General features: G+C 68.8%; 18 protein-coding genes. 12 read left to right on the forward strand and 6 right to left on the reverse strand.

The window, feature by feature from the left end; all coding sequences use genetic code 11:
- Nucleotides 1–247: 247 nt before the first annotated feature.
- Complete coding sequence (locus tag IVW53_01335) at nt 248–1,558, forward strand: hypothetical protein (protein ID MBF6604213.1); 1,311 nt, start codon at nt 248–250, stop codon at nt 1,556–1,558.
- A 625-nt stretch (nt 1,559–2,183) separates the two neighbouring features.
- On the opposite strand, the gene IVW53_01340 is transcribed toward IVW53_01335, so the two are convergent.
- On the reverse strand, nt 2,184–2,768 hold the full coding sequence (locus IVW53_01340; GenBank protein MBF6604214.1) for a hypothetical protein: 585 nt from the start codon (nt 2,766–2,768) through the stop codon (nt 2,184–2,186).
- 310 nt (nt 2,769–3,078) lie between these two features.
- Between IVW53_01340 and IVW53_01345 the strand changes: the two genes are divergently transcribed.
- From IVW53_01345 to IVW53_01365, 5 genes are all read left to right on the forward strand, one after another.
- Nucleotides 3,079–4,032: an ATP-binding protein gene (locus IVW53_01345; GenBank protein ID MBF6604215.1), complete on the forward strand. Its 954-nt coding sequence runs from the start codon at nt 3,079–3,081 to the stop codon at nt 4,030–4,032.
- The gene (locus IVW53_01350; protein ID MBF6604216.1) at nt 4,029–4,262 is read left to right on the forward strand and encodes a hypothetical protein; all 234 of its coding nucleotides are present in this window, start codon (nt 4,029–4,031) and stop codon (nt 4,260–4,262) included. Before IVW53_01345 ends, IVW53_01350 begins: the two co-directional genes overlap by 4 nt.
- Before the next feature lie 188 nt (nt 4,263–4,450).
- The gene (locus tag IVW53_01355; protein ID MBF6604217.1) at nt 4,451–8,452 is read left to right on the forward strand and encodes a hypothetical protein; all 4,002 of its coding nucleotides are present in this window, start codon (nt 4,451–4,453) and stop codon (nt 8,450–8,452) included.
- On the forward strand, nt 8,440–11,694 hold the full coding sequence (locus IVW53_01360) for a DEAD/DEAH box helicase family protein (GenBank protein ID MBF6604218.1): 3,255 nt from the start codon (nt 8,440–8,442) through the stop codon (nt 11,692–11,694). The genes IVW53_01355 and IVW53_01360 overlap by 13 nt, the downstream gene beginning before the upstream one ends.
- Nucleotides 11,695–11,837: 143 nt before the next feature.
- Nucleotides 11,838–12,164 carry a helix-turn-helix transcriptional regulator gene (locus tag IVW53_01365; GenBank protein ID MBF6604219.1) on the forward strand — a complete coding sequence of 109 codons (327 nt, stop codon included), beginning with the start codon at nt 11,838–11,840 and terminating at the stop codon, nt 12,162–12,164.
- 241 nt (nt 12,165–12,405) lie between these two features.
- Here the strand turns inward: IVW53_01365 and IVW53_01370 are convergent, their stop codons facing one another.
- Complete coding sequence (locus tag IVW53_01370) at nt 12,406–12,762, reverse strand: hypothetical protein (protein MBF6604220.1); 357 nt, start codon at nt 12,760–12,762, stop codon at nt 12,406–12,408.
- Nucleotides 12,763–12,920: 158 nt separating this feature from the next.
- On the opposite strand from IVW53_01370, the gene IVW53_01375 reads away from it, so the two are divergent.
- Nucleotides 12,921–13,976 (forward strand): DUF4238 domain-containing protein, encoded by a 1,056-nt coding sequence (locus tag IVW53_01375; GenBank protein ID MBF6604221.1) that lies wholly within the window; start codon nt 12,921–12,923, stop codon nt 13,974–13,976.
- 56 nt (nt 13,977–14,032) lie between these two features.
- On the opposite strand, the gene IVW53_01380 is transcribed toward IVW53_01375, so the two are convergent.
- The gene (locus tag IVW53_01380) at nt 14,033–15,277 is read right to left on the reverse strand and encodes a DNA modification methylase (protein MBF6604222.1); all 1,245 of its coding nucleotides are present in this window, start codon (nt 15,275–15,277) and stop codon (nt 14,033–14,035) included.
- Between the two features lie 236 nt (nt 15,278–15,513).
- Here IVW53_01380 and IVW53_01385 point away from each other — a divergent pair, with 236 nt between their 5' ends.
- Together IVW53_01385 and IVW53_01390 are read left to right on the forward strand one after the other, a co-directional pair.
- On the forward strand, nt 15,514–15,717 hold the full coding sequence (locus tag IVW53_01385) for a hypothetical protein (protein ID MBF6604223.1): 204 nt from the start codon (nt 15,514–15,516) through the stop codon (nt 15,715–15,717).
- Between the two features lie 3 nt (nt 15,718–15,720).
- On the forward strand, nt 15,721–16,203 hold the full coding sequence (locus tag IVW53_01390) for a hypothetical protein (GenBank protein MBF6604224.1): 483 nt from the start codon (nt 15,721–15,723) through the stop codon (nt 16,201–16,203).
- Nucleotides 16,204–16,334: 131 nt separating this feature from the next.
- Here the strand turns inward: IVW53_01390 and IVW53_01395 are convergent, their stop codons facing one another.
- From IVW53_01395 to IVW53_01405, 3 genes are all read right to left on the reverse strand, one after another.
- Complete coding sequence (locus tag IVW53_01395) at nt 16,335–16,832, reverse strand: P27 family phage terminase small subunit (GenBank protein ID MBF6604225.1); 498 nt, start codon at nt 16,830–16,832, stop codon at nt 16,335–16,337.
- 574 nt (nt 16,833–17,406) lie between these two features.
- The gene (locus IVW53_01400; GenBank protein MBF6604226.1) at nt 17,407–18,453 is read right to left on the reverse strand and encodes an AAA family ATPase; all 1,047 of its coding nucleotides are present in this window, start codon (nt 18,451–18,453) and stop codon (nt 17,407–17,409) included.
- Complete coding sequence (locus IVW53_01405; GenBank protein ID MBF6604227.1) at nt 18,450–19,235, reverse strand: bifunctional DNA primase/polymerase; 786 nt, start codon at nt 19,233–19,235, stop codon at nt 18,450–18,452. The genes IVW53_01400 and IVW53_01405 overlap by 4 nt, the downstream gene beginning before the upstream one ends.
- A 94-nt stretch (nt 19,236–19,329) precedes the next feature.
- Between IVW53_01405 and IVW53_01410 the strand changes: the two genes are divergently transcribed.
- The 3 genes from IVW53_01410 to IVW53_01420 all read left to right on the forward strand — a co-directional run bounded on the left by IVW53_01410 (nt 19,330) and on the right by IVW53_01420 (nt 22,648).
- Nucleotides 19,330–19,797 carry an ATP-binding protein gene (locus IVW53_01410; GenBank protein MBF6604228.1) on the forward strand — a complete coding sequence of 156 codons (468 nt, stop codon included), beginning with the start codon at nt 19,330–19,332 and terminating at the stop codon, nt 19,795–19,797.
- Nucleotides 19,797–21,086, forward strand: a complete 1,290-nt coding sequence (gene dprA / locus IVW53_01415; protein MBF6604229.1) for a DNA-protecting protein DprA — start codon at nt 19,797–19,799, stop codon at nt 21,084–21,086. The genes IVW53_01410 and dprA overlap by 1 nt, the downstream gene beginning before the upstream one ends.
- Before the next feature lie 137 nt (nt 21,087–21,223).
- A complete protein-coding gene (locus IVW53_01420; GenBank protein MBF6604230.1) occupies nt 21,224–22,648 on the forward strand; it encodes an Ig-like domain-containing protein in 1,425 nt (474 codons plus the stop codon).
- The last annotated feature ends 37 nt before the right edge of the window (nt 22,649–22,685 follow it).

Raw genomic sequence — 22,685 nt, forward strand, 5'->3', positions numbered from 1 at the left:
CGGTGGGCTGCAATCGGCGACAAGCGATTCGTCGCACCTGTGACTGCGCGACGAAGACATGGTGCCGTCAGAGTTAAGGCGCCGCCCTACCAGCCGCCGAAAGGAGAAGCGCGTCGTGCTTGCCGCTGATCGACGTGGGGTCCTGACATCCCTTTGCGTGGCAGCGCTGGTCGCCGGATGCGGCACGAGCGCACCAACCGCAAGACCTGAACAGCCGACACCCAGCCGAGCCGCATCGACGGCGCCCGTGACCGTCAGCGCACCACCGGCAGCCAGCCAAGGTGCGGCCGCGACTCCGAGCGCGACCTGGACGACGTACAACGCGCCGACGGGCACGACACTCGGTGGCGTCTGGGTCGGTCCCGACGGCACCGTGTACACGAGCCCGACGAGTTCGACTCTACCGAATGCGCTCCTTGCACTCGGGCCTGACGGACGGCCGAAACTTGGTTGGCCGGTCGCCCTTCCCGATCCCTACATGAGCACCGTCGCGTTCGGCCCGGACGGCTCGATCTACGTCGCGACGATAACCAAGGACGGCACGGCTGGCCACCTCGTCGTGATCGGTCCGGACGGCGCGATACGGCCGGGCTGGCCGTATCCGACAACGGGCTCGACTGGGCAGTTGCTCGTCGGTCCCGACGGAACCGTCTACGCGCTCCTCTCCTCCAAGACCGACGGCGACAGCCTGCTGGCCCTCAACTCCGATGGTCGGCTCAAGTCAGGCTGGCCGTATCGACTGGCAACGACGGTGAAGTTCGGGTCGCAAACGATCCCTGTCGACCATCAGGTCACCGTTCGTCCCGACGGGACCGTGTACGTCACAGGGGCACCGGGTCTCGTCGCGCTCGATGCCGATGGCCGGGTGAAGCCGGGCTGGCCGTTCGCGGCATCGGCTTGGTACAACAGGCCGGTCTTCGCCGCCGACGGGACGATCTACATCGGAACCGGACCTCGTGGCCCGGCAGTCTTGAGCACGATTGTCGCTCTCGACCAGAATGGGAGCCCGAAACGCGGCTGGCGCTCGCCGACGATCTACGGGAACCCGACCCTCGGGCTCGGACCCGACGGCACTTTGTATGCCGCAGAGGGCTGTTGCGGGAATCCGGCCGAGCGGATCTTGGCGTTCGGTTCTGACGGTTCGGCGCGGGCCGCTTGGAGCGTCTACAAGGTGCCGGTGAGCGGCGGCATCATCGTGGGTCTCGACATCGGAGCGACCGGCGACGTATACGTCACGGTCGCGCCGCCGCCTGGCAAGACCGGGTCGAACCGCCTGGTGGGCCTCGGCCCCGACGGCCGGGTCCTCCCGAGCTGGCCAACGACGGTGGAAGGGCCGCTCTGGGCTCAGCTTTTCGCGCCGGACGGGACAGCCTACTTTGTGTCCGGGAACACGATCACCGCACTGGTCCCGGACGGTCACCTCCGCCCGGGATGGCCCTACACGATCCCGGGCACCGTCACCTATCCATGGGTCACGCTCTCCCCGGGCGGCGGCCTGTACGTCGTGACTTCCACCTCGGTCATCTGGGTTGGGCCGGACGGGACAACCCATCGGTAGCGTGTCGTGTCTTCGACAGGGCCAGGCATGTTCCTCCCCCTCCTGCAGGCCTCGCAGGTGAACAACGGCAAGGCCCTGATCGGGATGAAGGTCGAGGTCTACACGAAGTGCCGACTGGCTCTTCACGTATTCGATCACCGCGGTCCATCGGCACGTCGACGCTACGAACGGTCATGCTCTCGGCGGACCGCGGGCTGCCACGAGTCCCGAACTCTGGCTCCAGACAGGAGAGGGCCAGGTGGGTTCTCCTGTCCTCCTGGTCGCTTCGACGCTCGTGACTGCGGGCCCGGCCAGCCACGCCGCTGCCCAGCCGTCGCCCAAGGTCGTCTCCTGCACGTGAAGCACGACCCCTGTTCGCGGCACACTCTCCATCCGGTGCAGGCAACGCGGCGAGCCTGCCGCCTCCACTCACGCTGGGCTTGCCGCGTGACGGCGCGCGGGCGAGCGGGTCGTAGCAGGCGCTGAAGCTGAACGGCTACGAGATGCGGCCAATGCCGTACTGTCTGCTCCCAACAGGGCAGTCCGACCCGCCCGAACCCGATCGTCGCCCGTGTTGACGATTGAGATCACCGCGCCGCGATGTCCGCATGGTGTTTGAAGGCCCAGTCCGCACGGGGTTAGCCACTCACATTCCGTAGGGACGTTCTCTCCAGGCGATGAGTTCGCCCGCGAATGCAATCGGGCGGACAGTTATCTCCCGCGGCTTGAACCTCGGCCAGATGAAAAGTGACTCGAGGGCGGTCCAGCCCACGACCATCGACAGGGCACCGTTGGGATCGCGAACGATGTCTCGGAGCCGGCCCTCATCATCGAGGGAGAGAACCAGCCACCACGCCACGGTGAGGCGTAAGGGCTTGTCGCGATCCACGAGCGCCTCGAGCCGATGGAATGCGACCGGCGCGAGGTGGTCGACTACCCCAACGTCTGCGCGCTGTACCGCCAACCCGGCGGGTAGAGTTGGCATCTTGGACTCCACGAGCGAGATGTACGCAGGCCGGTGGCCATCGTTCGTGAAAAGGAGGTCCCGCCAGACATTCACCAGCAGTCGGGGGGATGGATCATCCACCCGGCCGATCGCGACGACCGTCGAGCCGGGGACGGATAAGCAGGCGGTGCGCGGACCACGGAGCTCAGTGCGCCAGTAGGTCGTCAGTGAGACCGCAAGTGCAAGAACGCTGATCGTCAGACCGACGACGACAGAACGGTCCATGGCGAGTATCTGCCCTCTTCGGTCTTCTGAGAGGCGCGGTCCCTGCGCCGGAGTGCGAGCGAGGTCAGTCCTTGGGCTTTGGTCGCTGACTTGCCGCCGCCTCGGACTCTGGCTCGCTTGCAGACCAGCAGGACCCACCGCGCCGCGTCCTGAGAATAGATCACCCCTCGCAGGATGAGAGGCGACCGAACCACGTCGAGGTCGCCGGAAATACGCCAACTCGACGCGCGGTATCGTGAGCTAATCTGGAGCAGTGATCGGCTCGGAGCAGCTTGCGAAAGTTCTGGAAGCCGGCGTTGAAACACTGTCCGTGGACTTCAAGCTGCGACTCGACTGGTCGAAGTCGAGGCGGAACAAGCTCGAGACCGCCAAAGACATCGCGTGTCTGGCGAACCGGGACGGCGGTCTCCTCGTTATCGGCGTTCCGGACAAACCGACGATCGCAGGCGTTGGGCTCGCTGATGACGATGTGCTCCCCGATGTCACGCAGCTCAATGAGTTCGTCCAGCAGTACTTCGATCCGCCGATCCCCGCGGAAATCCGGATCATCGACGTGGCCGGGACTCCCTACGGGGTGATCGCGGTCCCTCCCTTCGCGCGCGAGCCGCACATCTGCTCGAAGGACGGACAGGACGAGGAGAAGGAGCTCATCGTCCGAAACGGCGATGTGTACGTCAGGTCGGATGCCATGGACTGTCGGCGCGCTCGCGGACCAGAGATGCGGTCGCTGATCATCCGAGCGGTCGCGGCAACAGGTGAGGCGATCCGCCTCATGCTCGCGCCGTCGTCCGGGTTATCGGCGGCCCAGGCGTCCAGCGATTCGCATCCGATCGCGTCGCCGGCTCTGCAGCGGTACCCGACCCTTCAGGCAGCGGATCTGCGACCCGTTCCCGAACCACCTGCGCGACGGATTCGCGAGCTTGAGACCCTGCTCTCGAATGCAGCAATCCTCGCCCGATCGGGCGACGCACTGATTCCCCGCTACCTCAATCGACTCGGCGGCGGTGAAGGGGTCATGATCCGTCAGCCGAGCCGCGTGATCTTTGAAGCGGAGATCGGGGAAGCGGGAATCGGGGAGGACGACCGACGGATACTGAGCGTCACGGAGGCTTCGAGAACGCTCAAGCTTCGCATCCGCGAGAGTCTATGGGAGGACGCGAGCAACATCCCGGGCCTCCGCGGCCAGGCCGTGGACATCGAGAGTCTCGCGGCGTTCACATTGGGCTCGTTCTCGTGGCGCCTCTTGGCCGGAGGCTGTGGATGAACCCAGCCCACTTCATGCCGTTCACCCGGGCGCATCGGGCAACATCCGGGGTGGATCTCTGGGTCACCCGCGAGGTCGCCACCGAACAGGTTCGCTCGATCGAGGAGCGGCACGCGATCGCTTTGGAACTTGTTGCCGAGCTGGTCGAGTATTTCGGGTTCGTGCTGCTCGACGGGACCTGGGACGCGCTCGTCCGGCAAGTTCATGAGGACTTCGGCCCAGATCTCTAGACGCACCGCCATGTCCGTGTCGTGTCGTTCGGCGCCGTGTTCGTGGTGGACGATCCGGGGGGCGGAAGCCCTGCTAATCTCGGGCCGTGAAGACGACCGTCCTCTACTACGGCGATGAACCTCGTCTGCCTCGATCCGCCGTTCAACAGCAACCGCGACGGCTACTCGCGCCAGACAGATCCTGACTGATGGATCTCGGGCGCGAGCCGCTCCTCCGCGACGTTTCCGTCGTCGGTGGCCGTGCGACGCGGATCTGGCAGGGACAACTCAACGCCGCGGGCGTCGGGATCGAGATCGCCGAGGTCGCGCTCGACCAGAATCCGACGCCCCCTCGCATGCGGCAGGTCTGGCTCGCGCGTCGCGCCGGTCAGGCTCGGCCCGTGATCGTGTTCACGATGCTGGGCCCGGATCAGGTCCTCGTCTGCGGTCCAGAGGGAACACCGCCTCCGGTCGCGACCATCCCCCTGAGCCTCGCCGAGCGCATCTTCGCGAGCGTCCTCAACGAGCTGCCCGTCCCGGCGACTCGGCGAGCGATCGACTTGATCAACCGCGCCCAGGGCAGCGGACAGGTTCCGGGGTTCCGCAACCGCGGTCTCGTCAGCACCCACTACGTGACCCAGGTGATCCGCCGTGAGGCGCGGCCCGACTGGACCGAGGCGGCCGAGGGGGGGGATCGAGCCCTCGGCCAGGTCGGCGAGGCGCTGATCCGCGCCCTCGGGTATCGCCTCGAGACGACCGGCCCGAAGGAGTACCGGGTCCAGGACGGTGGCACCGCGGTCGCGCTGGCGCATGTCTACGACGACGGGGCGAGCCTCGACCGGGTCGGGGCCGGCCAGGCCGCACCGCCATCAGCGATCGCTCTCAAGCGCGCCCGCGAACTTGGGCTCGACCATGCGCTGCTCGTCGCCGGATCGCTCTTGCGGATCTACTCGCTGCGCGGCGAGGAGTCGCTCGACGAAGGCGCGGCCTCGGCCGCGTATGTCGAGTTCGACACGAGCCTTCTGCCGGCGAGTTGGGCGCCACTGCTCGGCGCCCTCGCGGCCCCGGACGCTCTCCGACCGAATGGCCGCCTCGAACGCATCCGGTCAGGATCGGGCCGATATGCCGTCGGCCTCCGCGAGCGGTTCACCGAGCGCCTCTACGAGGATGTCGTCGACCGACTCGTGCGCGGCATCGATGCGGCGGCACGGGCACGCGTCGATCCCCGCCCCAACGAGGGTGAGCTGTACCGGGCGACCCTCGTCGTGCTCTTCCGGCTCCTCTTTCTCCTCTACGCCGAGGATCGCGACCTCCTCCCGATGGGGAACGCCGAGTACGGGACGCACTCGATCACCCGAATGGTCATCTCATCCGCCGAACGCCAGCGGTCCGGCCAGGCCTTCGATCCCACAGCCACGAGTCTCTGGTCCGAGCTGAACCAGCTCTTCGCGGCCGTGGCGCACGGGAATGCCGACTGGGGCGTTCCGCCGTACGACGGAGGCCTGTTCGCGGACGACGGCCTCGATGGTGGGCTCCTGCGCCGGATCGAGCTACCGAACGCCGTCGTCGGCCCGGCACTCGTCGCGCTCGGCTGGGATGTCGGTCCGGACGGCCAGGCGGGCAAGGTCGACTTCGGCGATCTCGGCGTCCGCCACATCGGGACGATCTACGAGGGACTCCTCAGCTACGAGGTCGCGTTCGCCACTCAGAACCTGCGCATCGACCGCCGCGCGGAAGGGGAGCCGTACGTGGCGGCGGGGCCCGGAGAGGCGGTCGACGTCCCGGTCGGTGCGCCGCACATCCGCTCGCCACAGGGTGGGCGCAAGGCGACGGGCTCCTACTACACCCCGGTGTTCGCGGTCGATCGGCTCATCGACAAGGCCCTTCGGCCCGCGATCGATGAGCACCTGGGTCGCGTCGGCGACGATCTCGATCTGCCGGCCGCGACGCTCTTCGACTTCCGCGTTGCCGATATCGCGATGGGCTCCGGCCACTTCCTCGTGGCCGGGCTCGACGCGCTGACCGAGCGGTACGCCGCTTATCTCGCGGCGCATCCGAACCGAGCAGTCCGTGCAGAGCTCGAGCGGGCCCGTGAGCGGCTCAACATCGTGGGCGATGGCTATGGCGCCCCGCAGCTCGGGGATCGGGTCGCCGACGTTGATCTCCTTCGCCGGATCGTCCTGAAGCGCTGCATCTACGGCGTCGACTACAACGCGATGGCCGTCGAGCTGGCGCGGCTCGGGCTGTGGCTCCACAGCCTCGTTCCGGGGTTACCGCTGAGCTATCTGGGAGCGAACCTCCAACACGGCAACTCGCTGGTCGGAGTCGGCGGCGACGTTCCGATGATCGGGCTCTTTGCCCTGGTCTATGAGGAAGAGGCGCGAGGGCGCGCCGCCGAGGTCGCATCGATCGATGATCTTGAACTGGGCGACATCGCTCGTGGGCGCGAGCTCGAACTCGAGCTCGCACAGGCGACGGCCGGGCTCCACGACTACTACGACGTCGCGACGGCCGGGCCGCTTCTCGATGAGAGCCTGAGTACGCTCGAGCAGCTCTATGCCGAGCAGATTATCGAGGGCAAGCTCACGACCGGCATGGAGCCCGTGCTCAGCCGGGCCCGGCGTGCAGCGCGAGACCAGACCGCGCTCCACTGGCGGCTCGCGTTCCCAACCGTCTTCTTGCGCCGAGATCGTCCGGGCTTCGACGTCATCGTGGGTAATCCGCCGTGGGAAGAGGTGACCGTCGAGCGACTCGGCTTCTACGCTCGGCACCTGCCCGGGATCAAGAGCGTCAAGTCGCAGGCCGAGCAGGAGCGCCGGATCGCGGAGTTCGAGGCGACCTATACGACCGTCCGAGAGCGCTACGAAGCTGAGGTGGTCGACAAGCTGGCGCTCCGTCGATACCTGGCGGCGAAGTACACGCTCACGAAGAGCGGCGACCCCGACCTGTACAAGGCGTTCGCCGAGCGGTTCCTCGACCTCGTCCGCGACGGAGGGCAACTGGGCGTCGTCCTTCCACGAAGCGCCTTTGCCGGAGATGGCACGACCCCGTTCCGCGAACGCCTCCTTGGCAGCGCTGGAAAGACGTTGCTCGATGTCCTCCAGAACAGCGGGGGCTGGGTCTTTCCTGACGCAGAGCATCGGTACACGATCGTCCTGGTCGCCGCGAAGGTCGGGCAGGCCGATGTACGGACCTTGTCGGTGTCGGCGGTCGCGGCCGACCGGGAAGCCTTCTTGCGGATCGATACCGAGCGGACCGAGTGGACGCTGGAGCAGCTTCGTGTCCCGCATCCTGACCTAGCGGTTCCGCTGCTGCCGTCGGCCGCCGCAGCCCGCCTCTACCAGCGGGTCGTGACGAGCCATCCTCGCTTCGACTCTGGGAAGGGCGGCTGGCGCGCCGTGCCTTGGGCTGAGCTCCACGTCACCAACGACCGCAAGTCCGGCCTGTTGAAGGAACCCGGGGCAGTAGCCGGCGAGGTCTGGCCCGTATACGGTGGCAAGTCGTTCGATCTCTGGGAACCCGAGCTCTGGAAACGGGACGGCGAACCCGGCTTTGTTCTCGAGCCGGAGGTCGGCCTTCCTGAACTTCAGCGAAAGCGCCAAGGGTCCAGTGTCTGGCGAGCCTACTTCCTTCCCGACGTCCTCCGCGACCCGAAAACGATGCCGCACCATGGCCCGCGAATCCTGTTTCGCGACATCACGAACCGCACCAACTCCCGGACCGCGATCGCATGCCTGGCGCCGCCCCATGTGTTCGCGCACAACAAGGCGCCTTCGTTGTTGTGGCCGAAGGGAGATGAACGCGATCAGGCGTACCTGTTGGGCGTCATGGCGTCCGTTCCCTTCGATTGGTTCGCCCGTCGCAGGGTCGAACTGAACATGAACTACTTCATCCTCAACAGCCTGCCGGTGCCTCGTCCGCCGCGGGACGATCCACTCCGCGAGCGCGTCGTGACTCTGGCCGGTCGGCTTGCCTGCGTCGACGAGCGATACGCTGACTTTGCTGCCGCCGTCGGTGTCCCCGTCGGGCCCGTTGAGCCTCGGGAGAAGGCGGCGATGATCGCCGAGTTGGACGCGGTCGTCGCGCGCCTCTACGGGCTCGATCACGATGAACTCGAGTTGATGTTCGAGGACTTCCCGGCGACCGAGGCGGGCGTCTCGCCCGGCCGGCGGGCCGTGGTCCTTGAGAACTTCGATCGGTGGACGACGTGACCGGCGAGCGCCGCGAGTTCATCGACAACCGCGACGCGAATACCGTCGCCGAGGCGATCCGCCAGGCCGGCGCGTATTACGGCCACTCGCGCGAGATCGCAATCGCCTCAGGCTACTTCAATCTCGGCGGCTTCTCGGTCATCGCCGACGCGCTCGAGGCCGCCCCGCGGGTCCGGATCCTTCTCGGCTCCGAGCCCGAACCGCCGCGCCCACGCCGCACGGTCCTGCCGGGGACACCGCCTACTGAGCAGCCGCTCCGGGAGCGGCTCGGCGAGCTGCGGGCATCATTGGAAGCCGATCGCGACCTGGTCCCATTCGCGCCCGATGCCGTCAATGCGGTCGAGCGCCTTGTGGCGTTCCTCGACCGCCCGACGACCGAGGTCAAGATCTACCGACGCGAGTTCCTGCACGGAAAGGCGTTCATCTTCGGCGACGAGGCCGGCGTCCTCGCCGGCTCCGCCAACTTCACCGCGGCGGGCCTCCTCCACAATCTCGAACTCGATCTCGGCGCCTATGCGCCGCACCAGGTCAAGGCTGCTCGCGCCTGGTTCGACGATCTTTGGGAGCAAGCCGAGCCGTTCGATCTAGCCGGCGTGTACCGGGCCCTCGAAATCGACTACGACCCGCACACCATCTACCTGCGGATGCTCTACGAGCTGTACGGCGCCGAGTTGGCCGAGGAGGTTGACGAGCTGCCGCGCACGCCCGGCGCGACGCTCCAACTGACCGAGTTCCAACGACTCGGTGTGACTCGGGCGCTCCGGATCCTCGACCGCTGGGGCGGCGTGCTGATCGCCGACGGGGTCGGCCTTGGCAAGACCTTCACCGCCGGTGGGCTCATCGAGTTCCACCTGCAAGCGAAAGGCTGGCGCGTGCTGGTCGTGGCCCCGGCCAGCCTGCGCGACGCGAACTGGGAAGGCTTTCTCGCCGCCCACACGAAGTACGCAGTCGAGGTGGTGTCCTACCAGGAACTCGCCAACGACCTCCAGGTCGGCGACCCGCCGGAGCCGGGACGTGCCGACGGGCGTAAGGCGCACCTCAAGCTCGATGCGTCGGAGTACCGCTGCATCGTCATCGACGAGGCGCACGCCTTCCGTTCGTCCGAGACGACCTACTACAGGGCGCTGCGTCGCCTGATGGCCGCGGGCGGGGTCGAGAAGCGGCTCATCATGCTCACCGCAACCCCGGTGAACAACAGCCTCTGGGACCTCTACTGGCAGCTACTGCTCTTCGCCAGGACCGAGAGCCGCTTCGCTGAGATCGGCATCGCGAACCTTCGCGAGTACATCGTTCGAGCGCTGGGGCTTGACCTCGAGGCGCTGACCCCGGCACATCTCTTCCCGCTCCTGGACGCCGTATCGGTGCGCCGGACCCGAACACACATCAAGCGGTTCTTCCCGGGTGCGACGCTCAACACCCCCGAGGGACCCGTCCCGCTCATCTTCCCAACGCCCAAGCTCCATCGCGTTGGTTACGACTCCGCCCGTCCCGCCGACGCGGCGAACGCCGGTGAGTTCTTCGACCAGGTCGCGACTGCGATTGGCGGCGGCTTGTCGATGGCCCGCTATCAGCCAGACCTCTACCGCCTCGGTGGCGAAGGCGCACCGGCCCAGCAGGTCACGAGCGCTCTACTGCTCAGCCAGCTCCTCAAGCGGTTCGAGTCGAGTCTCGAGGCCTTCCGGCGAACGCTCGGGAAGATGATCGGGTCGCACGACCGCTTCCTCGAGATTCTCGATCGCGGGTACGTTGCGGTTCCCCGGGTGTCACCGGAGGCGTTCGACGCGGGGCTCGACGACGCGGAGCTCGACATGCTCCTCGTCGAAGACCCGAACGCGCGGCCGACCAGCGAGTACCTCGCCGCCGATCTGCGTGCGAGGGTTGTCGCGGACCGCGATCTGTTGCGGACGCTGCTGACGCGTGCGACGACGATTGACGCGGCCCACGACCCAAAGCTCGACGCATTGCTCGACACGCTGGCGCGGATCGACGGAGCCGCCACGCATGCGGACGAGCGCAAGGTGGTCCTGTTCAGCTATTTCGCAGACACCGTTGACTACCTCCACCGGTTCCTCGAGACGACTTCCGATCCGCGGATGGCTCGCTACCGCAGCCGGATCGGCGTTACCACGGGAGCGGCGAGTTCCGAGACCCGCCAACACATCGTCTGGTCCTTCGTCCCATTGTCGTCGGGCGCCCCGCCCGGAACCGCCGAGGAGATCGATCTGATGCTCTCGACGGACGTGCTTGCCGAGGGCCAGAACCTTCAACAGGCCGGCACGGTCATCAACTTCGACCTGCCCTGGAACCCGATGCGCCTCGTCCAGCGGAACGGCCGCGTCGACCGGATCGGATCGAAGCACGACGTCGTTCACCTGTACACGTTCTTCCCCGACCAGGAGTTGGATCGACTGCTGGATCTGGAAGCCAACCTGCGGCGGAAGATCGCCCAGGCGAACGCCGCGGTCGGGGTCGAGACCGTCGTCATTCCGGGCGATGACCCAGTCGAGCGCGTGTTCGATGACACCCGTGCCGAGATCGAGCGGATCGCCGCAGAGGATGCGGGCTTCATCGACGAGAAGGAGGCCGAGCTGGACGCGTTCAGCGGGGAGGTCTTCCGTGAGGAGCTGCGGCAGGCGCTCATGCAGGCTCGCGAGGGCGAGCTCAAGTCGCTGCCGTGGGGCATCGGGTCCGGGTTCCGAGCCGCGCGGCCCAGCGGTGTCGTCTTCGCCGCCCGGGCCGGCTCGCGCGTCGAGTGGCGGTTCGTGCCGTTCGACGCGGGCGATCTATCGTCCGACCGTCTCGCGCTGCTCGGGCTCGCTCGCTGTTCCGAGATGACGGCACGCAATCTGCCGGATGACGTTCGCGCCCGACTGTTCGAACTGTGGGATCTTGCCCGTGATGCGATCCTCGCCGATCGCCAGGCCGAGCTCGATCCAGCGACGCGTGCCGCCGCGGTGCCGAAGGCCCAGCGCGACGCCGTGTCGCTGTTGTTCGCCGCGATGATGATCGAGCCCGCCGTCCAGGAACGCGTCATCGAGGCGCTCCAGGCTCCGTGGCCCTTGACGGTCAGTCGAGCCCTGCGGGGGATCCTTGATCGCCCGGATGCCTCGGACTCAGCGAGGGTCGACCAGATCGTCGCCTATGTCGAGGGCGAGGGTCTGCGGGCGCCGCGCGTTCCGGTGGAACCGGCCGTCGGGCGCGACGACATCCATCTCGTGTGCTACCAAGTCGTCACGGCATAGGCGAGGGGTGATCAGGACGCGGGTGGCGAGACGGGCGCGAACTGCCAGCCTCCGGGCAGACTCTGGCGTGCTCGCGACATCGGGAGGGCAGGTTGGGGGAGCCTCAATAGCGCGCAGCGTTTCAGAGCACGAAAGGCGGAGACATGGCGCACGAAGAGTCGGTCCGTCTTGGGGAGTGGGTTCGCGACCACCGAGTGGGGAAGAACCTGACTCAGGGTGATTTGGCAGTCAAGCTTGAAGCTGGAATCCGCTTCAGCAGAAGCCAGCCATGGTTCAGCCAGTTGGAGAACGCCCAGGCCGCACCCTCCAAGCTCGAGTTGGTCCTCATCGCCGTGGCCATCGACGCTGACCCTGTTGAAGCTCTCGAGCTCGGCGGCTTCCTGACGACGCCAGCGTGGGCTCGGCGCCTCGAACGCAAGGTCGACGAGATGCTCGTCGCGACGAAGACGGCCGCTCGCACGATGGGGTAGGTGACGAAGGCCCCTGCTATTGATTGATGACGCGCTCGCCATTCGCTCGAAGCGCGACGGCGCTGGGCCGTCGGAGGCAAAGAGGCAGAGAGTTGCAGCATTCTGTCGAGTGTCCGAAGGCCTGCCTCGTGGAGCCCGCGTCGCTTGCGCGGCGCACATTCCGCACCGACACGATGGTTTCATGGTGTGGGGCCCAGCGCGGCACCAGGTAGCCTCGAACGCCGGCTGCGCTCCGGGCTTTTTAGGCGCGGATGGGGTCCGCCCCGAAGTCGGGGCGGGTGAGCCGACCTGATGCCGGTGCCGGCCCAGAAAGGACCGGTCGCCAGTCGTCGACTCGCTCCCGATACCGTCGCTCGAAGTCGGCCCGTTCGTCGTCGGTCAGGTCAGCGGCGATGAGGAGGTCGAGGAGGTTCCGGTCAAGGTCGGCGGCCTCGCCCATGAAGTCAGCCTCGGTCGTGACGTAGCCGTCGGAGGTGACCGAGAGGGCAGCGATCGGCGGCTCGGTCCACGACTCACCAAGGATGTAGGCGACGATCGCGGTCATCCTCCCGCTCATCGCGGTGAAGCGCTCAGGCGCGAGCTTGTCGGCGAGGGTCACCGCTCGACGATACCAAGTCCGGCGATCATCGGATCGGCGTCGACGGTCGTCGGATCGTCCGTTCGAGGCCGTCCAGGAGAGGAGGACCGTCTTGGCCGCACTCCCGGCAGCGGAAGGCGCCGGCCCCTCGCTTCTGGTTCTCGCGCATCCTTGATGTCATGACCAAGCCGGACCGTCCCGAGAACCAGCACTACATCCCGCAGTTCGTTCTGCGGCTGTTCGGCCATGGTCCCGGACAGGGCCTCGTGTGGCGCTACGACAAGACGACTGACCGCATCACCGTCGGCTCGGTCCGCAAGTCCGCCGTGGCCCCCGACTACTACGCCATCAACCACCCGGCCCGCGGCCGCGATGTGGAACTCGAGCGGGTCTTCGGTCTCCACGAGAGCCGGATTGCACCGCTCATCAAGCAGCTCGCCAGGCTCGAACCCGAGGTCCATGAGCTGGCGCGCGATGCCCGTGACGCCATTGCCGGGCATCTCGCCCTCCAATATGCGCGGGTGCCCGCCACGCGGGATCAGACCTGGGCCATGGCCGCCGTGACGGTTGCCGCTGAGACCGACATGCTGCTGCGCCATCCCGAGCACTACCGCGCACGCTCGCGCGCGGTCGGCGCGACCGACACGGACGAGGACCTCGAGCGACAGCGGCTCGCGATGCTCGCGGATTACGAGGCCCGACGGCTTGTCATCGAGCCACCGCCCGAGGCCGGTCTCGCCGCCTTGGGGGTGGCTGTCGATGGCATCCGGCCGATCCTCGCCGGCATGCGCTGGGATATCTACCGGCGAGGGCGCTTTCCGTACTTCGTTCTCGGGGACCAGCCGGTCACCATTTCCCCGCCAAAGGACCTCCCAGGTTATCGCGCGGCTGGCTTCGCCACCCCAGGCGTCGAGATCTTCGCTCCGCTCAGCCCGGACGCCCTGCTCGTCGCGACGCACGAACCTCACGATGGCCGTCTCCGCGTCTTTGCACCGGACGACCGGCCGGTCACCCCGTCGCTCAAACACGACTGGAGTCTGCCCGCCAACATCCTCGCCGTCCTGTCCGCCACTCGCTATGTGTTCGGCCGTAGCCAAGGCGATCTCGAGGCCGTGCGGCTCGCGATTGATCCAACCCTCCGCGGGCAGAGCCCGAAGATCCGGGTGACAGGCATGCCGAAGGAGTGGGTTCGCTACCTGCCGGAAGGGTTCGACGTGGAGTCGGTCGAACCGTAGCGGCACACCCTTGCGGTCGCTCACCCTCGTCACGATCCACGGTCATCGTGCCGGCCTCAGCCATCGATCCGCTCCGCCGTCTCGCCGGTGAACGCCTCCCAGCGCTCGAGCGCGACCTGGACGTAGCGCGGCTCGATCTCCATGGCGGCGCAACGCCGGCCAAGCATCTCGGCGGCGATGAGGCTCGTCCCCGAGCCGAGGAACGGGTCGTAGCAGAGGTCGCCCGGGACGGTGTGCCATTCCATCGGCCGGCGGAAGACCTCGACCGGCTTCTGCGTCGGATGGATGCCGTCCGACTCCCCGACCTGATCGATCTGCCAGACTGTCGTCGCATTGGCCGGCGGCCGCCGCTTCGGCTGATGCCCGGTGAGCCAGCCGTACGCGCAGACCTCGTGCTGCCACATGAAGTGGCTCCGGGTGAGGATCGAGCGGGCCTTGACCCACACGAGCGGCTGGTGGAACAGGAGGCCGCACTCCTCCCACGCCGCGACGACGAGCTGGCGCCGAAGGTCGGCGTGCCACTGGTAGATCGGCGCATCGGCCGCCAGGTGCGGCAGGGCCGCCCGGATGAACGAGGCGAAGAAGGCCACCGACGCGGCCGGATCCCGATAGTCGTCCCAGTGCTTGTTCGCGGCCGGTCCCTTGTTCGTCCAGGACTGCGGGTGGTTGTCGGCCCGGTAGTCCATGAGGTAGGGCGGGTCGGTCGCCATGAGGACGGCGGTCTCGCCGGCGAACAGGCGCGCCACGTCGTCGGCGCTCGTCGCGTCGCCGCACAACAGACGGTGGTCGCCGAGCGCCCACAGGTCGCCGGGCTTGACGTACGACTCCTCGGGCACGTCCGGCACGTCGTCGGGATCGACGAGCCCGGCCCGCGGCGGCCGCATGCTGTCGAGGAGGGCCGCCAGACCGGCATCGGTGACGGTGACCCCCGCGAGGAGCGCCGCGAGCCTCGCTCCGTCGCGGTCGGCCATCGCCCCGATCGGATCGAGCGACGCCAGGACGAGCGCCTCCTCCTCCGGGCTGAGGTCGACGTACAGCACCGGCACCGTCGGCTCGCCGCGGGAAAGGGCCTCCTCGATGCGGGCATGGCCGTCGACGACGAAGCCGGTCCGCTGGTTGACGATGCACTGCTGGACCCAGCCGACCGTGTCGAGCGAACCGCGGAGGGCGTTCCGCTGGGCGGCCGGATGGGTCCGCCAGTTCGCCGGGTTGGCGACGAGCTGGTCGGGCGCCTCCTCGCCGGTGCCGACGATCCGGTTGCGCCAGGCGGAAGGCGCGGCGGCGGCGGCCTTCGCGCTCATGCGGCGACCTCGCATCTTCGGCCTTGACTTCCATGCTCGGCGGAGTGAGTGATGGTCATGCCGATACGGAGGCGGCAGGAAGGGAACGACCCACGGTCAAGTACCGACCTCGACCCCGCTTGGCGGGAAGCTCCCGCCTCCGGTCGGCACCTAGCCGGTCGCCAGACCGGCGGCCACGAACGAAAGGGAGAACCGACATCACGAGCACCAGAGGCAGAGCCGCTCTTGACGCCTACATGGCGCTCCGGGCCGACGCGCTCGCCCTGCTCGCCCGCATCACCGAGGCGCTCGAGAACCACGACGACGCACCGGCGGGCGACGACCTGCACTGGGGCCACGTCGGAGACATGGCCCTGACCCGCCACGAGCTGCAGATCATCTCCGACCGCCTCTTCGCCGAGGGCGAGTACGCCCCCGAGAACCCGATCGAGAAGGAGTAGATCATGACGACCGAGACCACCAGCATGGCCACCCGCACCTGCATCGGATCGAAGACCTTCGGGATCGAGAGCCACGAGGCGGCGATCGAGGACTTCCCGGTCCAGCCCTCCCGGCGCGACGGCCTCGGGACCATGTGTCGGCCGCACTGGACCGAGTACACCCGGGCGCTTCGCCGCGCGGCGGTCGCGAAGGGCCCTCAGGCCGACGAGTTCCAAGCGGCGGTGGATGAGACGAGCCGGATCGTGCAACGGGACGCCCGGAGGGCCAAGGCGGCGCGGGTCGCGCCGGAGCCGGCCCGGCCAGCCAGCGAGTCCGCGGCCGTCAAGAGTCGGCGGGCGAAGCTCGAGGCCGAGCTCGCCGCCGCGGGCGGTGCCGGGACCGAGGCCGGTCAGCAGATCCTCGAGGACGCGGACGTCGCGAGGGCCTCCGGACTGCTGCTGGCGATGTCTGAACCCCTCACCGTCGAGGAGACGAGCATCGCGTAGACCACCCCGCCGCCGACCCTCGGGCCCCGGGCGCACGCCCGGGGCCCTTCTTCGTGCGGTGGCGCGGGTGGCCAACATCGTCGTCATCGCGGCACGTGGGCCAACCGTGGCGGGCGTGGGCGAAGGTGCCCTCATCGGGCCCTCCTCCTCGAGCGGATCGGGGTGAGGAGCCGCAGCATCGGATCGTCCTCCGGGACCGCCGGCCGGACGTTGCTGAACGCCGAGACCGACGAGGGCGTGAGGCCGAGCTCGCGGGCGTACAGCCGGATCGTATCGGCCTCGGCATGGACGATCGCGAGGAGCGGGTTGCGCACGAGCTCCTGGCCGCGACTCCCCCGGATGAGGAGGCCGCTTCCCGAGAGGAGCGTGACGGCCGCCTTGTGACGGACGACCGCCTCGACGTACACCTCCAGGATGTCGGTGTGGGCGGCGAGGATGATCCCGGGCGCCTGCTCGCGCAGGGTCCGCTCCCAGACGGCCCTCGCCGCCGGGGAGAGGTCGGCGGGTAGCTCCGGGGGGTGCGGCGCCGGCTGGGCCGGGTTCGGGTTGGTCCGCTCGGGATGGTGGGCGGCCGAGCCGTTGAGCATCTTGAGGGCGAGCGGCTTGGGAGCCGGACCGCGGGCGCCCATCAGCGGCCCTCCCCGTCCGTGACGGAAAAGGCGAAACCTGGGGACGCGTGAGAGGCCCTGAGACCGCGGTACACAACGAGGTCGCTTTTCCCTTTGTTGCCCAGATCGATCATCCCGACTTCCGCCGCTGCTCGATCGAGACAGGCTCGTGGTCGACGTCGGCCGCCCGGACGTGGGCACCGGCGGCAGGGAAGGGGAGGAGCGAATCGTTCCGCCCGCCCGGCGGCTACGATGGACGCCATGAGGAGCTCGTCTCGGCCATCGTCCGACACCGCGGAGCACCGCCGCGAGCTCAACCGACGGCTCAGGGCGGTATTCCTCGCCGGTGCCGAGGAGCAATCGCGACGAAACACCGGCCATGGGTTGACGGAGGACGAGTTGCGGCGGGTCACGCGGCGGTACCCGGGCGACCTGCCGGACAGGTAGACGGCCTGTGCGCTGCCGCCCCGACCATTGCTTCTATCCAGGAAAATCGGTCTCTTCGGACTCTTGGTCGGACTCTTCGGTCCCTTCGTCGGACTCTTGGAGAAACGTCCCATCGAAGAGTCCGAAGGGTCCGACAGCTGCACGGAGATCACGGCCGGAACCTCCACAGCCAGGGACCGTCAAAGCCGTCCTTGATCGAGACGACCCTGGCCTGACTACGGGCTCGGGTCATGTTGTCCTTGGAGCTCGTGTCGATGCCGTCGGCCTCGAGCGCGCGATAGGCATCCGAGGCACGCATCGAGCCGCTGTTGAGCGCCACGAGCCGGCGGATCGCCTCTGCGAGCTGCGCCGTCTTCGAGACCTGCCCGGCGGCGTCGCGGGTCCGGCCGATGAGATCTTCCGCGTCGTGGTCGCTCTCGCCTTCCCAGGCGATCGTCGCCGCCTCGTATGGGCCATCGGCGACGATTCGGTAGGCGAGTGACGCAGGGCGCCGCGCGACGTTGAGCTTGACGGCCGCAAGGACGATCCGGTCGGCGTCATCCGGGTCACGGCCGACGGCCAGGACGCTGCGGGCCAGACCTGTGAAGCCGATCGAGCCGCCGCCACGATAGATCGCGTCGTCGCCGGCGCGTTTGTTGAGATGGCGGATCGCGACGACCGCGGCGTCGACCTGCTGCGCCATCGCGGCCAGCGGTTCGAGGGCACGCCGGACGCGGTGGTCGTCGTTGGTCCTGACCTCGTCGCCAAGGTAGGCCACCAGCGGGTCGACGATGATCAGGCGTGCCTTGTTGGCCAGGCTGTACTGGCGGAGGCGCTCGACATCGTCGGGCAGGGTCAGATCACGGACCAGGCGAAACCGTGCGGGATCACCGCCGGCTCGCAGCACCCGCGGCACGATCGTGTCCTCGGGATCGTCCTCGATCGAGACGTAGATCGTCGTGAACGCATCGCCCAGCGGCTCGCCCGTCGGCGCGTTACCGCCGATGGAACCGCGGCACGCGAGATCGATGAGCAGCGTCGACTTGCCCAAGCCTGGGTCGCCGTCAAGGATCGTCAGCTTGCGCAGGGGCACGTAGCCGCGCCACAACCAGTCGACCCGACGAGGGTGGATCGTGGCCAGGTCGACGCCCGCGAGCGGCTCGGCATCGTATTCGGACTGCAATCCGGCGCGTTCGGCCGCACCCAACACCCTCACGACTGGCCGCCCCCCCTCGCCGAGCGCACAGTCGCGCCAATCTCCGACTCCGTGAGCCCCGCAGCGAGTGCCGCCCGAGCCAACACCCGCCCGGCGAGACCTGACGGGACGCCTTCGTCGACTGCCCGGCGCACCGCCCAGTAGAGGAGGCTGTTGCGCCGACCTTCGCCTGCCGCCCGAACGGCGCCCACGAGTCGCGTGAGCGTGCGTTCGCCCTCCGCGACGCTGGCGATCCTCGCCGCCGGCCGCCGGGGCAGACCCGATGGTCGCTTCGCAAAGTCAACCAGCCAGGCGGGCACAGCCGCGACGGGCGCGTCGTCGGGCGGCACGCGCCAAACATAGGCGCCGACGGTCACCGAGGGGCAGACGACGATGAAGCCGCCCACCGACTTGAACTCGCCGATGTGAACGCCGCGGAGGTAGAGATCGTGGCCACCGCCCAGACCAGTCGGTGCGGCCAGGATGTGGATCCCGCCGCGGCCCGTCCGCGCGATCGGGCTCAAGGGGAGGCTAAAGCCGCCCTCGCGCATGAACGTCCTGATGGCGTCCAGGTGGTCGACTTCGATGTCGAAGGCGTCGAATGCCTCACCCGTGACGACGCCGATGTTCGGCCCCGGCTCGGACCGCCAGTACCGGCCGATCTGTTCAGGGTCGGACGTCGCGTCCCGCTGCCAGCCCCGATACAGCGGCCGCTTGCCGCCCGGTACGACCGGGAACACGCGCCATCCGAGACGCCCGTAGACGAGCGCCCACTCCCGAGCGGTGGTCGGCTGCTCGCTCACGACGCGACCGGCACCTTGCGTCGCCGACCGACCGGAAACTCGATGACTCGGCGGAGGATGGTGTAGTTCAGACCTTCACGGATGCCCGTGCGGCATGGCGGGGACGGACGGAGCGGTCTGCATCTGCCCGCAGCGGGCCGCCGAGCGGTATGCCGCCCGCGTGTCGGGACCGCTCCGGGACCGGATCGACCTGTGGGTGACGATGCCGCGGGTGGCCCCGGCGATCCTTGTCAGTGGCGCCGAGCCGGAGCCGTCGTCCGCGGTCGCCGTAAGGATCGAGGCAGCCCGCCGGTCGCAACGGGCGAGATCCAGCGCACTCAACGGGCGGCTCTCTGGTCACTCGCTCCGGACCGCCTGCCGTCTCGATCGGAAGGCCGAGGAGCGGGCGATCGCCCTCGCCGAGCTCGACGGGTTGTCCGCCCGCGGGACGGAGCGACTCCTCCGCGTCGCGCGTTCGATCGCCGACCTTGCCGGCGACGAGGTGGTCGAGACGCGCGCGCTCGAGGAGGCTGCGCGATTCCGTCCACCGATGCGACCCGCGGAAGCGCGGGCGGCTGGCTGATGCTGGGGATCGGCACCGCAGGTCCGACCGGGTCCGACCGATCCGACGACGCCCGGCGGTCAGACGGGTTCCTGGACGATCAGGCCGCAAGGTCCGACGACCGAGCCGCTCGCGCCGCGGACGATGCCGAGCGCGAGGCGTGGATCGTCCTCGCCTCGGTGCACGGGCTCGGCCCGATCGGGTTCGGACGGCTCCTCAGACGGTTCGGAAACGGGCGCTCGGTGCTGGCGACGGCGAGTGGTGCGAGGGGCGGGCGGGCGCTCGCAGCGGCCCTCCGCGGCGGGGCGGACGAGGGGATCGCCGAGCGCCCCGCGGATGCGGAGCTCGCCGAGCGGATCGTGCTCGCGGCCGCTCGCACGGAAGCACTCCTCGACGTGGTCCGACGGCACGATCTGACGGTGGTCACGCTCGAGGAACGGACCTTCCCGGATCGTCTCCTCCAGCTTGAGATGCCCCCGCATCTGCTGTTCGTGCGCGGCGACGTGGCCGCCATGTCGCGGCAGCGGGCCGTCGCCGTGGTGGGTACTCGACGGCCAACCGAGTATGGTCGCCGGATCGCCGCCCGGGTGTCGGCCGCGATCTCGGATGCGGGCGGGACGGTCGTCTCCGGCCTGGCGATCGGGATCGACGGCGCGGCCCACGCCGCCGCCGTGGCGACGGGGGCACCCACCGTGGCGGTGCTCGGCGGCGGCCACGGGCACCTGTTCCCACGAGCGCACGAGCGCCTCGCTGACGAGATCGTCGCGGCCGGCGGTGCGGTCGTGGCCGAGCTGTTTCCGGACGAGCGGCCGACGAAGGGCACGTTCCCGCGTCGCAACCGGCTCATCAGCGGTCTGGCGGACGCCACCGTCGTCGTCGAGGCGCCGTTGCGGAGCGGCGCGCTCATCACCGCGGCATGGGCCCTCGAACAGGGGCGCGAGTGTCACCTCGTGCCCGGGCCGATCGACGCGCCGATGTCCGCGGGTTGCCTCGCCTTCCTCCGTGAGAACTCCGGCCTGGCCCACCCGGTGGCGACGGTCCCGGATCTCATCGACGATCTCGGATTCATCGATCCCGGTCCGCGGCACGCCGTCGCCGTGGCGCAGGTCGAGCTCGGACCGATCGAGCGGCGGATCGTCGCGGCGCTCGTGGACGGCGCGACGACGACGGACGAGATCCTCCAGATCGTCCGCGAGCCGGTCGCGACGATCCTCGGCGGTCTGACGCTGCTCGAGATGCGCGGTCTGCTCACGAGTGCCTACGGCCGCTACCGACTCGCCGGACGACTCAGCGGGTCCGAGGTGGCCTGAGATGGGATTACGGCGTGCGGTTGCCCCCTCGAGAGGGGTGGTGGTAGGGTAGGCGGCGGTCGGCGACCGCGGTGCCGCCAGCCGGATCCGCCGCGGGACGCCGTCGGCTCGCGAGCCGCGCGCCAGGAGATCGACTATTGCGGAAATTCGCCGCGGCCGTGCTGGCCGTCCCCGTCCTCCTCGGGCTCTACGCACCCTTCGCTCGCCGACCGCGGATCGCGCTCCCCGGGATCGTGGTCCTCGCCGTGATGGTCCTCGCCGTCGTCGCGCTCGACGGTCCCGGCGCCCGTCCTGCGGCCGCGACGCCGCCGGCGGCCATCGAACCGCTGACCGCCGCCGCGTTCGGGCCGGCAGTCCGAGCCGGCCTCGCCTCGGATGCAGTGCTGACCGTCACGTTCAGCCGACGGATGGATGAGGCCTCCGTCGTCGAGGCGTTGCGCGTCGTGCCGGCCACCCCGATCGCGGTGTCGTGGAACGCCGCGGGCACGAGCGTCTCGGTCATGCCGACCCGGGCCTGGCTGTCCTCGACGTGCTACACGATCACGGTGGGCGCGACGGCCCTGGACAGCGTGGGTGGCTCCCTCGGCGCGACGACCCGGCTGGCGTTCATCACCGCGCCGGCCAGCGTCGCGACCGTGGCGCGGGTCGCCACCCAGACGGTGCGAGCGGCACGACCCGCGATCGTCCGGTTCCGCCCACTGAACGGGGCGTCCTCCGTCGCTCGGGCGGCGACGCTCTCGGTCCGGTTCTCGACAGCGATGGACCGCGCCGCGACCGCCCCGGCATTCAGCGCGACGGCGAACGGTCGGCCGATCGTCGGCTCGATCCGCTGGGCGGAAGGCGACACAGTGCTCGTCCTCACGCCGTCGACGGCATTGCCGGCTGGAGCCCTCATCCGGATGTCGGTTTCGGCGACCGCCCGCGCGGCGGCCGGCTCCGTCCTGGGAGCGGCGGTCACGGCGACAGCACGGACGATCGTCGCGACGACACTGACGGTACGCCCGACCGCCACCGTGACGCCGAAGCCCGCGCCATCGACACCGCCGCCATCGAAGCCGACAGCGTCGAAGCCCGTCGTCCCGGCCGCGGGCGGCTCTGCCGGCAGCGCGACGTGGTACGCCGTCGAGACGTACTACCTCAAGCTCATGAACTGCACGCGGACCGGCGGCTGGGTCACCTCGACCGGTGGGTGCAGCAGTCCCGGCGGTCTCTCCACGCCGCCGCTCGTCCTCGACGCCGGCCTGTCCAACCGGGTCTCGCGGCCATACGCGAAGCTCCTCGCCACGTCCGGGGCCTGCGACCATTTCATCAACGGGACGCCGACGGATCGCCTCCACCGGGCGGGTTACAGCGGCTGGGCCGCGGAGAACATCGGCTGCCGCTCGGCGCCCACCGCGTACGAATCGATGGTCTTCACCCAGATCTTCTTCCAGGATGAGAAACCGTGCGGCGGATACTGCCACTACGCGAACCTCATGAACCCGGCATACACGCGATGCGGGATCGGCGTCTGGATCGACCACGGCCGGATCCGGCTCGTGGTGGACTTCTACCACCCGTGACCGGGCGTTCGTCGATGGCGGATCGCAGGCGGGCCCG

The sequence above is a fragment of the Chloroflexota bacterium genome (genome assembly GCA_015478725.1).
Taxonomy (GTDB): Bacteria; Chloroflexota; Limnocylindria; order Limnocylindrales; family CSP1-4; genus C-114.